We start from the raw sequence: 12,220 nt of genomic DNA on the forward strand, positions 1-12,220 counted from the left end.
CGTCGCGCCGATTTCCGGGAGTCCGAATGACCACGTGGGAATACATGACCACGCCCCTGCTCATCCACAACACCGCCGCCATCCTCAACAACTGGGGCAAACAGGGCTGGGAGCTGGTGCAGGTGGTCCCGGGTCCCGAGGGCGGGCTCGTCGGGTACTTCAAGCGGCCGTCCGGCGGCCAGGGCGTCGCGAACGCCGGTCTCGGCGCCGCCGCGCAGGCCGCTCAGCAGTTCGGGGACGCGTGATGAGCATCTCCACGCGCCTCGCCGACCTCGGGATCGACCTTCCGCCGGTCGTCCCCCCGGTCGCGGCCTACGTCCCGGCACGGGTGCACGGCGATCTCGTGTACACGTCGGGGCAACTGCCCATGGTCGCCGGGGCCCTCCCCGCCACCGGCAAGGTCGGCGACGGCCATGGTCTCGTCCCCGCCTCCGACGCGAAGTCCTATGCGCGCCAGAGCGCACTGAACGCCGTCGCGGCCGCAGCTGCCGTGGTCGGCGGCGTCGACCGCCTGACCGGTGTCGTGAAGGTGACCGGGTTCGTGGCATCCGTTCCCGAGTTCACCGGCCAGCCGGGCGTCATCAACGGCGCCAGCGAGGTGCTCGGCGAGATCTTCGGCGAGGCCGGCCGTCACGCCCGGTCGGCCGTCGGCGTCCCCGTGCTGCCCTTGGACAGCCCCGTCGAGGTCGAGGTCGTCTTCTCGTACGCCTGACCGGCGAACATGACAGGGCGCCCCGGAGCATCGGCTCCGGGGCGCCCTGTCGTCGTTACGGCGTGGTGTGTCGGCGCCGGTACACGCCGGCGCCCACCAGCGAAGCCGTACCGACAGCGAGCAGACCGATCCCGGCGCCGAGTACGGGGGCAGGGCGGCCGCCGGTCGCCGCCAGCCCGTCTCGCTGCACCGTCACGTCGGCGACGAGGGTGACACCGGCATCGGCGAAGTTCAGGATGAGGTGGTGGCGGCCGTTCGTCACTCCGGTCAGGTTGAAGGCGCCGGACATCGTGCCCTTGTTCCACGCCACCGTGCCGATCGCGACCGGGGTCGAGCGCATGTTGCCGATGATGCTGGTCCGGGAGTCCTGCATCTTCTTGACGAAGTTCGTCATGACGTCGAAGGCTTCGTTGCGCTTGTTGGAGAGCGACTGCAGACGCAGCATGTCCATCTGCTGGGCATTGGAGAGCGTGTAGATCTGCTGCTTCAGCAGCTCGGCGAGGGCCGTCGCCTCACGCGGCTGTGTCTCGGCCGCAGCGGTCAGGAAGGCGTGCGAGACGCCGGCCGTCTTCGTCGCGGAGATCGCCGTCGCGAGCGTGGTGGCCGAGGGCGATGCGAGATACGCACGGACCGCGGTCAGCGCCGTGTTGAGCGGCGCGATCTGCCCATTGCGCTGCTGCACCGACTGGAGCTGCGCGGACAGCTGGTCCTCCAGCAGCGAGGAGCGGGAGGTCTGCACCGCGAGGAGTGCCTGCTCGAGGTCGAGGGCGGCGACGTTGATGGAGTTCAGCGACACGCCGGGAAGGAGGGCGACGACGGGCGCGAGGAGGCTCCTGGCTTGCTGTGCCTGCGCCGGCGTGGGCTGCACGACGAGTCCGAGGACCTGGCTGGCCTGGTTCGCGACGAAGGAGGGCTGTGTCCCTCCCGCGGCCGCCGCGCCGAGGAGTGAGCCGAGGTGCTGCTCGGAGATGCCGCCGAGCGTGTCCCCGATGTTCGAGGCGCCGCCGAAGAGGCGGGCGTAGACGGCGGTGAGCTGCGCCCGCGTCCCGGTTCCGGCCGGGTCCTGGGTCGGGGTCGGCGTCGGCGTCGGCGTCGCGGTCGCGGTCGGCGTCGGGGTCGGCGTCGGCGCGGGCGTCGCGGTCGGCGCGGGCGTGGGCGTCGGCGTCGGTGTCGGCGCGGCAGTCGGTGTCGGCGCCGGTGCGCCGCCCGTCGACTGCAGCGTGAACGTGCGCTGGACGAGGACGGGACCGCTCGCGCCGCTCGGCAGCGCGAACGGCGGGTTGGGCTCGGTCTGGCTGCCTGCCAGCACGAGGCCGGACGGCGGCGTGAGCGATACGGCGTAGTCGGCGGACGCGCTCGTGGGCAGCGCACCGCTGGTGAACGAGCCGTCGGCGCTCAGCGGGATGTGCTGCACCGGGGTTCCGCCGCTGGTGATGACGAGCGCGGCACCGCGGAGATCCGCGAGCGCCTGTCCGTCGGCGGTCGCGGTGATCCGGCCCGAGAGCGTGCCGTGCGTCCCCTGGAAAGTGACGTCGACTGTTCGGCCGCTTCCGAGGAGGAACTCCGTCCGCACGTCCGGGACGCCGAGGTCGCCGGCGGCTCCGGGCCAGGTGGCGTCGACGACGTGGGACGTCTCCTCCCCTGCCACGACCACCGAGACGGTGCCGTCGGCGGCGGTGACGCCGCTTGCGAGGATCGGGGCGTCGCTGTAGGGGGCGCGGACGCTGATCTGCACGCCGGCGAGCGCGGCGGCATCCGTCCCGTCGTCGATGCGAACGGACACGGTGACGGGGTGACTGGTCGGGACGATCGCCTGGGCGGGCAGCGGGACGGCCAGGACGGTGAGTCCGGTGACGGTCGCCATGGCGCCGAGGATGCGGATCCGGGCGGCGAGAGCGGGCAGACGGACGTGCGCGCTGCGCGCACGAGGGCTTCGGGTGAGGCGGGGCATCGGTGCCTTTCGGGGGAAACGGGTCCCTCAAATTATGGATGCAGTGCAAACTTGTACACAAGCCAGGGATTGACTGGGTAGGGTGAAGCTCGGATCCGTCGCAGGGGGTAGGCATGGTCGAGGGCCTTCGGGAACGCAAGAGACGCGCCGCGCGCCGTGCCATGGAGCAGGCGGCGGTCGACATCGCCTACGACGAGGGCGTCGGCGCCGTCACGGTCGATCGGGTGTGCGCGGCGGCGCTGGTCTCGCGCAGCACGTTCTTCAACTACTTCTCCTCGCTCGAGCAGGCCATCTTCGGCGCGGCGCTCGAGTACGACCCGCAGCTGACCGACGACATCCTCGGCCGGCATTCCGATGACCTCGTCGTGGCGGCCTCCCGCATCGTGATGGAGTCCGTGCGGGGCGCGGTCGACGACGACCTCACGCGGCGCCGGTTCGCGCTGTTCGCGCGGGAGCCGGGCACCACGAGCGCCGTGTCGTGGGCGAGTCACGAGAGCCGCGAGCGCCTCATCGCGGTCATCGCCGCCTGGCTCGACGCGCATCCCGAGCACGCCCGCCTGGCCGACCCCGATCACACAGCGGAGGCGCGCCTGACCGTCGCGTTCGCGATCGCGCTCGGCGACGAGGTGCAGCGGGACGCCCGTGAGGTCGACGGCGAAGTGCGCATCGACCTCGAGACGTTCCGCACCGCCAGGCGCCGGATGGCGGCGATCAGCGCCGCGGCGGAGTGATCGCCGCCATCCGGGTCACTTCACCTGCGCGCTGATGACGCTCATGACCGCCGTATCGGCGAGGGTCGTCGTGTCGCCGACCTCACGGCCCTCCGCGACGTCGCGCAGCAGCCGGCGCATGATCTTCCCGGAGCGGGTCTTCGGCAGCTCGCCGACGATGTAGACATCCCGCGGGCGGGCGATCGGGCCGATCATCTCGCCGACCCACGCGCGGAGGGTTCCCGCGAGGCCCTCGGGGGAGTGCTCGTGGAGGTAGCTCTCCTTGATGATGACGAAGGCGACGACGGCCTGCCCGGTCGTCTCGTCCGATGCGCCGACGACGGCGGCCTCCGCCACGGCGTCGTTGCCGACGAGGGCCGACTCGATCTCCGTCGTGGAGAGGCGGTGGCCGGAGACGTTCATGACGTCGTCGACGCGGCCGAGGAACCAGACGTCGCCGTCGTCGTCGAGGCGGGCTCCGTCGCCGGCGAAGTAGAAGCCCTGCTTCTCGAACTTCTCCCAGTACGTCTCCTTGAACCGCTCCGGGTCACCCCAGATGCCGCGCAGCATGCTGGGCCACGGCTCCTTGATCACGAGCAGGCCGCCGTTGCCGTTGCCGACGTGGACGCCGTCGTCATCCACCACGTCGACGGAGATGCCGGGGAGCGGAACCTGCGCGCTGCCGGGCTTCGTCTCGGTCACGCCCGGAAGGGCGGAGACCATCATGGCCCCGGTCTCGGTCTGCCACCAGGTGTCGATGATGGGCGCGGTCTTTCCGCCGATGATCTTGCGGTACCACATCCACGCTTCCGGGTTGATGGGCTCGCCCACCGAGCCGAGGAGCCGCAGCGACGACAGGTCGAACTGCTTCGGGATGGAGCGGCCGAGCTTCATGAAGGAGCGGATGGCGGTGGGCGCCGTGTAGAGGATCGTGACGCCGTACTTCTCGATGATCTCCCACCAGCGGCCCGGATGCGGGGTGTCCGGCGTCCCCTCGTAGAGCACCTGCGTCGCGCCGTTGGCGAGCGGACCGTACGTCACGTAGGTGTGGCCGGTGACCCACCCGATGTCCGCCGTGCACCAGAAGACGTCCGTCTCGGGGTGGATGTCGTGCGCGACGCGGTTCGTGAAGGCCGCCTGCGTGAGGTAGCCGCCCGAGGTGTGCAGGATGCCCTTCGGCTTCCCGGTGGTCCCGGACGTGTAGAGGATGAACAGCGGGTTCTCCGCGGGGAACGGCTGCGCCTCGTGGTCGGGGGAGGCCTGCGGCACGACGTCGTGCCACCACAGGTCGCGCTCCTCGCGCCACGGCACCTCGTTCCCGGTGCGCTTGACGACGATCACGTGCTCCACGCTCTCCTGCGGGCCTGAGCCGTTGCGGTCCGCGAGCGCCATGTCCACGGCGGGCTTCAGCGGCGACACCCGCCCCTTGCGGTAGCCGCCGTCGGCGGTGATGACGATCTTCGCGCCGGCGTCGTCGATGCGGGAGCGCAGGCTGTCGGCGGAGAACCCGCCGAAGATGACCGAGTGGATCGCGCCGATCCGCGCGGAGGCGAGCATCGCGGCGATGGCTTCGGGGATCATCGGCATGTAGATGGCGATCCGGTCGCCCGGTTCGACGCCCAGGCCGAGGAGGACGTTCGCGAGGCGCTTGACCTCGTCGGTGAGCTCGGCGTACGTGACGGCGCGGGAGTCGCCCTCCGGCTCGCCCTCCCAGAGGAGTGCGACGCGGTCGCCGTTGCCGGCCTCGACGTGCCGGTCGAGGCAGTTGTACGCGACGTTCAGCTCGCCGTCGGCGAACCACTGCGCGAACGGCGGGTTGGACCAGTCGAGGACCTGCGTGAACGGCGTGTGCCAGTGCAATGCGCGGGCCTGCTCCGCCCAGAAACCCTCCCGGTCGGCGCGGGCCTGGTCGTACAGCTCCGCGGTGGCGTTCGCCTGCGCGGCGAACTCCTCGGGCGGGGAGAACCGGCGGGTCTCATTCAGCAGGTGATCGATCTGGCTGCTCATCTGGCGCGCTCCTTTGCGACGGGCCCGCGGCGGTGCGGGAGGCGGCACGGGTGCCGCGACGATTCCGGACAATCTAAACGGCGGTGCAGATCGCTCACTACCGCCGATAGTGGGTGGCGCGACGGCCGCGGAATTCCCGGGCGGGAGAGATATATCGGTTCCCGGCGGCGGTGCGGATTTGTCCTCCCAGGTTCGTTCCGTAAGATCGGGTCGGCCGAACATTGATTCTGGCGATGCAGCGTCCCGATACCCCCATAACGGGCGCTTGCATGTGGCGGCATCCCATTCCCCCCAATGGGATGCCGCCCTCTCTCTTTCTGCGGCTGTGCTCCGCGCTTCCTCCCCAGGCGCCCTCGACGGGGGACCTGTCCCCGATGAGCCTGCGGAGCACACGCGGCGGATGCCGTCGACCTAGCGTCGGGGCATGCCCGAGTCATTCGTCGTCCGCCCGCGCATGAGTGCGCCCACGCCCGCGCACGAGGAGGGCGCGGCCGCGCGCGCGGGCCGGAGCGCGGGGGTGGTGACGGTCGACGAGCGGCGGCGCGTGCCGGATCATCCCGTGCTGGAGCCGCTGCTGCCGTACCTGACCGATCCGGCCGTGACGGACGTCTTCATCAACGGCTCCCACGGTCTCTTCGTCGACCGCGGTGCGGGCGCCGAGCGGGTCGCGGGATGGCGTGCCGCGGACGCCGAGGTCCGCGCGCTCGCCGTCTCGCTCATCGGGATCGGCGGCCGGCATCTCGACGACGCGTCACCCTGCGTCGACGTGCGCTGGGAGCACGGCGCCCGCGTGCACGCCGTCCTGCCGCCCGTGTCGTGCGTCGGCACGGCGATCTCGATCCGGCTCCCCGCGACCGGCACCCCGCGCTTGGACGATCTCGGACGTGCCGGCATGTTCGACGCCACGGTCGGCGCGCGCCTCGAAGGACTCGTCGCCGGCCGTGCCAACATCCTCGTCACCGGCGCCACGGGAGCGGGGAAGACGACCCTGCTCGCCTGCCTCCTCGGGCTCGTGCCGCACCGCGAACGGATCGTGACGATCGAGGACGTCGCGGAACTCCGGATCGCGCATCCGCATCACGTGCGCCTGGAGGCGCGGCAGGCGAACCTGGAAGGGGCGGGTGGCGTGCCGCTCAGCCGCCTCGTGCGCGAGGCGCTGCGGATGCGGCCCGATCGCCTCGTCGTGGGCGAATGCCGCGGGGAAGAGGTGCGTGAACTGCTGACCGCCCTCAATACGGGGCATGACGGCGGTGCGGGGACGGTCCATGCCGGTGCGCTCCACGACGTGCCGGCGCGCCTGGAGGCGCTGGGCTCCCTCGCCGGGATGGACGACCACGCCGTCGCCCGCCAGGTGGTCAGCGCGATCGGCGCCATCGTCCACGTCGAACGCGGAGCGGACGGCATCCGCCGTGTGACCGGTATCGCCCGCCCCGTCGCCCCCGGCGGGCGCCTGGAGATCGTGGTGGCCGATCCATGAGGGCGGCGCCGGGACGTCGCGGGCGGGCCGATGCCGGGGGTGAGGGCGCCGCGGCCGTCGCCGAGACGCTGCACCGCCTGGCCGTGCTGCTGCAGGCCGGCGTGGCACCGGGGCGGGCCTGGCGGCACCTCGCCGACACGGGCGACGTCGACGCGCGACGCGTCTGCGACGCTGCCGATCGTGGGGCGGCTCCCGCGGATGCCGTCGCCGCACTGGGCGGTGCGTGGCGGCAGGCCGCCATCGCATGGCGCGTGGCGCTGACCGTCGGGGCGCCCCTCGCGCAGAGCCTCCGCGGCCTGGCCGACGCGCTCCGCGAGGCGCAGGAATCCCGCGACGACGTCGCCGTCGCGCTCGCCGAGCCGGCCGCGACCGCGCGGCTGATCGCGTGGCTTCCGCTGGTCGCCGTCGCGCTCGCGCTGCTGCTGGGATTCGATGTCGTCGCCACGGTCACCAACCCGATCGGCATCGCGTGCCTCGTCGCCGGGGTGGCGCTCATGGTCGGCGCGCACCGCTGGTCGGCGCGTCTGGTCGCCCGTGCGCAGCCGGACCCGTCGATCGCGGGACTGGACGCGGAAGTCGTCGCCATCGCGCTGTCCGGCGGGGTCTCCATCGAACGCGCACTCCAGGTCGTCGAGGAGGCCGGCGGCGGCGCGCCGACCCCCGGCACGGCCGACGTCCTGGTGCTCTCGCAGAGCGCCGGCGCGCCCGCCGTCGAGCTGCTCCGCGCGGCCGCGGCGTCCGAGCGTCATCGCATCCGCACGGACGGCCGCCTGCGCGCCGCCCGGCTGGGGAGCAGGCTCCTGCTGCCCCTCGGCGTCTGCACCCTTCCGGCATTCCTCCTGCTCGGTGTCGCGCCGATGCTCCTCTCCGTCCTGACCACGACGCCGCTGACCCTCTAGACCGTGCCCACCCCATCCCAACGCACCGCGAGAACGCACTGCGAGAACGCACTGCGAGAACGCACAGAGAAGGAGTCCCACCATGACCCGCAAGACCCGCACCCACGAGACCCCGCCCCGCAACGCCTTCGGCCGCCGAGCGCTCCGGCGGGGAGCCGCGGAGCGCTCGGCGCCCTCCGTGCCGTCCCTGCCGCACCTCACGTCGCGCCGCGCCGCGGAGCTGTTCGGCGACGAGACCGGCGCCGCGACGGCGGAGTACGCCATCGCCACGATGGCCGCCGTCGCGTTCGCCGGCCTCCTTGTGATCATCATGCGCAGCGATGAGGTGCGCGGCATCCTGACCGACCTCGTCCGCCGCGCGCTCACGGTCGCATGATCACGCGCCGCGACGAGCGCGGGTCGGTGACGGCGGAGTTCGCCGTCGTCGTCCCCGCCGTCGTGCTGGTGATGCTGCTCTGCGCCGCGACTCTCACGGGGGCGGCCCGGCAGGTGCGTCTCGAGCAGGTCGTCGCGCAGGCGGCCCGGCTGGCGGCGCGCGGCGAGGACGGCGCCCGCGTCCATGCCGACGCGGCCGCGCTCGGCGGGACGGTCAGCGTCCGAGACGACGGTGACCTCGTCTGCGCGACAGCCACCGCGCCGCCCGCGGTCGCCCTCCCGCTGCCTCCGCTGCGCGCCTCCTCCTGCGCCCTGAGCGGCGGACGATGAGCGGCGGACGATGAGCGGCGGACCATGAGCGGACTGAGCCTCGCCGTCGGCGTGCTCGCCGTCACCGCGACCCTCGCCGTCGGCTACACGGGCGTCGGTGTGGCCGCGAGCCGCAGCATCCGCGCGGCCGCTGCAGCGGACGCCGCCGCCCTCGCCGCCGCCGACGCGGCATCCGGCGCCGCACTCGGCGTGCCGTGCGACCGGGCGGCCGAGATCGCGGCGCGGCACGGGGCCGCGGTCGCGGTCTGCGCGGTGGACGGGCTCATCGCGACGGTGGAGGTGACGGTGCCCGTCGGGGTGTTCACGGCGCGCGGCCGGGCCCGCGCGGGGCCGCCGCCGTGACGCCTGCGCGGCCCCCGCCGCGCCTGCCGCGCGGCACCCGCCGTAAGTGCACAGCCGCGATGCTCCCAGGATTCTCCTGCTCGTGCGGTGTGTATGGTGTGCTTCGGAGAAAGGACGGCCCGTGGCAGACGGCAAGAAGCTCGTCATCGTCGAGTCCCCGACGAAGATGAAGTCGATCCAGGGATACCTGGGCGACGGGTACGAGGTGCTCAGCTCGGTCGGTCACATCCGTGACCTGGCCAATAAGAAGGACATCCCGGCCGAGTTGAAGAAGACGTCGGTGGGCAAGTACTCCATCGACATCGAGAACGACTTCACCCCTCTCTATGTGGAGAGCGATCGCGGCAAGAAGACGGTCGCCGAGCTCAAGCGCGCGCTCAAGACCGCCGACGAACTCCTGCTCGCCACCGATGAGGACCGCGAGGGCGAAGCCATCGCGTGGCACCTGCTCGAGGCGCTCAAGCCCAAGGTCCCCGTCAAGCGCATGGTGTTCCACGAGATCACCAAGGACGCGATCCGTGCCGCCGTCGACAACACCCGCGAGCTCGACCTCGCCCTCGTCGACGCGCAGGAGACCCGCCGCATCCTCGACCGTCTCTACGGCTGGGACGTCTCCGACGTCACCCGGCGCAAGGTCGGCCAGGGCACATCCGCCGGCCGCGTGCAGTCCGCCGCGACGCGCCTCGTCGTCGACCGCGAGCGCGAGCGCATGGCGTTCGTGTCCGCCTCGTACTGGGACGTCGAAGCCGTCGCCGCGAAGGACGCCGAGGCCTTCTCGACCCGCCTCGCCCGCCTCGACGGCGCGCCGCTCGCACGCGGCACCGACTTCGACGACGCCGGTCAGCTGAAGAAGGCCGTCGTCGTCGTCACCGAGGAGCAGGCCCGCGCCCTCGCCGCAGCCCTCGAAGCCGCCGGCACCGCGACGGTCGTCTCGGTCGAGGCGAAGCCCGGATCCCGCAGCCCCAAGCCCCCGTTCACCACGTCGACCCTCCAGCAGGAGGCCGGTCGCAAGCTCTCGATGAGCGCCAAGCACGCCATGGGCGTCGCGCAGCGGCTCTACGAGAAGGGCTACATCACGTATATGCGCACCGACTCGACGGCGCTGTCGGCGCAGGCCGTCACGGCGGCGCGCGAGCAGGCCGTCGCGCTGTACGGCGACAAGGCCGTCCCCGCGAACCCGCGCAGCTACCGCAACAACAGCAAGAACGCGCAGGAGGCGCACGAGGCGATCCGCCCCTCGGGCGAGAGCTTCCGGACGCCCGCGTCCGTGGCATCCGGTCTCGACCGCGACGAGCTGCGACTGTACGACCTCATCTGGAAGCGCACCGTCGCGAGCCAGATGTCCGACGCCAAGTACGAGACCACGACCGTCACGCTCGACGCGCAGGCCGGCACGCAGGTCGCGACCTTCACGGCATCCGGCACCGTCTACACCTTCAAGGGCTTCCTCGAGGCGTACGAGGAGGGCCGCGACGAGAAGCGCGGCGACGCCGACAAGGCGGAGGACCAGTCCCTCCCCATCGTCGCGGTCGGCGATGAGCTGCGTCTGCGCGACATCGAGCCCAAGGGCCACGCGACGAGCCCGAAGCCCCGCTACACGGAGGCGTCGCTCGTCAAGGCGCTCGAGGAGAAGGGCATCGGCCGTCCCTCGACCTTCGCGAGCATCATCGACGTGATCCTCGACCGCGGCTACGTCAGCAAGCGCGGCCAGGCGCTCGTGCCGAGCTGGCTGGCGTTCAGCGTCATCCGCCTCCTCGAGGAGCACTTCAGCGAACTCGTCGACTACGACTTCACCGCCGCGCTCGAAGACGACCTGGATGCCATCGCCCGCGGCGAGCAGGATCGTGCGGCGTGGCTGCGCGAGTTCTACTTCGGCTCGGACGACCACCGGGGGCTCCGCAACATCGTCGACAACCTCGGCGACATCGACGCCCGCGAGATCAACTCGACGCCCATCGGCGACGTCGCGACGCTGCGGTTCGGCAAGTACGGCCCCTACCTCGAGGTGCCCGGCGACGAGGAGACCCCGCGCCGCGTCAACGTGCCGGAGGACCTCGCTCCGGACGAGCTCACGCCGGAGAAGGCGCGCGAGCTCATCGACGCGCCGGTCGCCGGCGACCGCGTGCTGGGACAGAACCCGGACACCGGACGCGACATCGTCGTGAAGGACGGCCGCTACGGCCCGTACCTCGAGGAGGTGCTCCCGGAGACGGAGGCGCCTGCCGAGGATGCGCCGAAGAAGCGCGGTGCGAAGAAGGATGCCGCTCCCAAGCCCCGCCGCGCCTCGCTGTTCAAGAGCATGTCGCCCGACACCATCGACCTCGAGACCGCGCTGAAGCTGTTCGCGCTGCCCCGCACCGTCGGCACCGACCCGGAGACCGGCGACGTCATCACGGCGCAGAACGGCCCATACGGCCCGTACCTGAAGAAGGGGACGGACTCCCGGAACATCGGCAGCGAGGACCTCATCTTCGAGATCTCGCTGGAGCAGGCGCTCGAGATCTACAAGCAACCGAAGTACGGCAACCGCGCCGCGTCCAGCGCCCTCAAGGAGTTCGAGGCCGACCCGGTCAGCGGCAAGCCGATCAAGATCAAAGACGGCCGGTTCGGCGCGTACGTCACCGACGGGACGACGAACGTCACGATCCCCCGGGGTCAGATGCCCGACGACATCACGTTCGAGATCGCCGTGCAGATGCTCGCCGACAAGCGCGCCAAGGGTCCCGCCCCCAAGCGCACGACGACCCGCAAGGCGCCGGCCCGCAAACCCGCCGCGAAGAAGTGACCGGCCTCTGGATCACGTTCGAGGGCGGTGACGGGTCGGGCAAGACGACCCAGGCCGCGCTCCTCGAGCAGTGGCTCAGCGACCAGGGCCGCACCGTCGTGCGCACCCGTGAGCCCGGCGGCACCGACGTCGGCGTGCTGATCCGCGACATCGTCCTGCACCACCGCGGCGACATCGCGCCCCGCGCCGAGGCGCTGCTGTACGCCGCCGACCGCGCACACCACGTCGCGACGCTCGTGCGGCCGGCGCTGGAGCGGGGCGACGTCGTGATCCAGGACCGCTACCTCGACTCCTCGGTCGCCTATCAGGGCGCGGGGCGGGTGCTGGATGCCGGCGAGGTCCGGGACCTGTCGCTGTGGGCGACCGGCGGCGCGCTGCCGGACGTCACCGTGCTGCTCGACCTGGATCCCGCCGCCGCGCGGGCGCGATTGGATGCCGCCGACAAGCCCTTCGACCGGCTCGAGGCCGAGAAGGCCGAGTTCCACGAGCGCGTGCGTACGGCGTTCCTCGAGCTGGCGGCATCCGAACCGGAGCGGTTCCTCGTGCTCGACGCATCGCTCCCCGTCGAAGAGATCGCCGCCGCCGTCCGCGACCGCGTCGCCGGCGCCCTGCGCTGAGCCGGCGCCGGGCGG

General features: G+C 71.9%; 12 protein-coding genes. 10 read left to right on the top strand and 2 right to left on the bottom strand.

What is annotated here, in order from left to right; all coding sequences use genetic code 11:
• Positions 1 to 26 precede the first annotated feature (26 nt).
• Together BR85_RS01620 and BR85_RS01625 are read left to right on the top strand one after the other, a co-directional pair.
• The gene (locus BR85_RS01620) at positions 27 to 245 is read left to right on the top strand and encodes a Sp36 family protein (RefSeq protein ID WP_028494940.1); all 219 of its coding nucleotides are present in this window, start codon (positions 27 to 29) and stop codon (positions 243 to 245) included.
• Positions 245 to 712, top strand: a complete 468-nt coding sequence (locus tag BR85_RS01625) for a RidA family protein (protein ID WP_028494941.1) — start codon at positions 245 to 247, stop codon at positions 710 to 712. Before BR85_RS01620 ends, BR85_RS01625 begins: the two co-directional genes overlap by 1 nt.
• A gap of 55 nt (positions 713 to 767) precedes the next feature.
• Here BR85_RS01625 and BR85_RS15505 read toward each other — a convergent pair whose 3' ends face one another.
• The gene (locus BR85_RS15505) at positions 768 to 2,576 is read right to left on the bottom strand and encodes a hypothetical protein (protein ID WP_197018574.1); all 1,809 of its coding nucleotides are present in this window, start codon (positions 2,574 to 2,576) and stop codon (positions 768 to 770) included.
• 200 nt (positions 2,577 to 2,776) lie between these two features.
• Between BR85_RS15505 and BR85_RS01635 the strand changes: the two genes are divergently transcribed.
• Positions 2,777 to 3,394, top strand: coding sequence for a TetR/AcrR family transcriptional regulator (locus tag BR85_RS01635; protein WP_051526110.1), 618 nt, complete (start codon positions 2,777 to 2,779; stop codon positions 3,392 to 3,394).
• A 15-nt stretch (positions 3,395 to 3,409) separates the two neighbouring features.
• Here BR85_RS01635 and acs read toward each other — a convergent pair whose 3' ends face one another.
• A complete protein-coding gene (gene acs, locus BR85_RS01640; RefSeq protein WP_028494942.1) occupies positions 3,410 to 5,380 on the bottom strand; it encodes an acetate--CoA ligase in 1,971 nt (656 codons plus the stop codon).
• A 424-nt stretch (positions 5,381 to 5,804) separates the two neighbouring features.
• On the opposite strand from acs, the gene BR85_RS01645 reads away from it, so the two are divergent.
• From BR85_RS01645 to tmk, 7 genes are all read left to right on the top strand, one after another.
• Positions 5,805 to 6,857 carry a TadA family conjugal transfer-associated ATPase gene (locus BR85_RS01645; protein ID WP_081782637.1) on the top strand — a complete coding sequence of 351 codons (1,053 nt, stop codon included), beginning with the start codon at positions 5,805 to 5,807 and terminating at the stop codon, positions 6,855 to 6,857.
• On the top strand, positions 6,854 to 7,756 hold the full coding sequence (locus BR85_RS01650; protein WP_028494943.1) for a type II secretion system F family protein: 903 nt from the start codon (positions 6,854 to 6,856) through the stop codon (positions 7,754 to 7,756). The genes BR85_RS01645 and BR85_RS01650 overlap by 4 nt, the downstream gene beginning before the upstream one ends.
• Before the next feature lie 178 nt (positions 7,757 to 7,934).
• Entirely contained in the window at positions 7,935 to 8,132 is a 198-nt protein-coding gene (locus tag BR85_RS01655) for a DUF4244 domain-containing protein (protein WP_028494944.1), read from the top strand.
• Positions 8,129 to 8,461 carry a TadE family type IV pilus minor pilin gene (locus tag BR85_RS01660; protein WP_028494945.1) on the top strand — a complete coding sequence of 111 codons (333 nt, stop codon included), beginning with the start codon at positions 8,129 to 8,131 and terminating at the stop codon, positions 8,459 to 8,461. The genes BR85_RS01655 and BR85_RS01660 overlap by 4 nt, the downstream gene beginning before the upstream one ends.
• 24 nt (positions 8,462 to 8,485) lie before the next feature.
• Entirely contained in the window at positions 8,486 to 8,803 is a 318-nt protein-coding gene (locus BR85_RS01665; RefSeq protein WP_028494946.1) for an Rv3654c family TadE-like protein, read from the top strand.
• Positions 8,804 to 8,924: 121 nt separating this feature from the next.
• Positions 8,925 to 11,588 (top strand): type I DNA topoisomerase, encoded by a 2,664-nt coding sequence (gene topA, locus BR85_RS01670; RefSeq protein ID WP_028494947.1) that lies wholly within the window; start codon positions 8,925 to 8,927, stop codon positions 11,586 to 11,588.
• On the top strand, positions 11,585 to 12,205 hold the full coding sequence (gene tmk, locus BR85_RS01675) for a dTMP kinase (protein WP_028494948.1): 621 nt from the start codon (positions 11,585 to 11,587) through the stop codon (positions 12,203 to 12,205). The genes topA and tmk overlap by 4 nt, the downstream gene beginning before the upstream one ends.
• The last annotated feature ends 15 nt before the right edge of the window (positions 12,206 to 12,220 follow it).

Source organism: Microbacterium sp. UNCCL10 (assembly GCF_000746195.1).
Classification (GTDB): Bacteria; Actinomycetota; Actinomycetes; order Actinomycetales; family Microbacteriaceae; genus Microbacterium; species Microbacterium saccharophilum.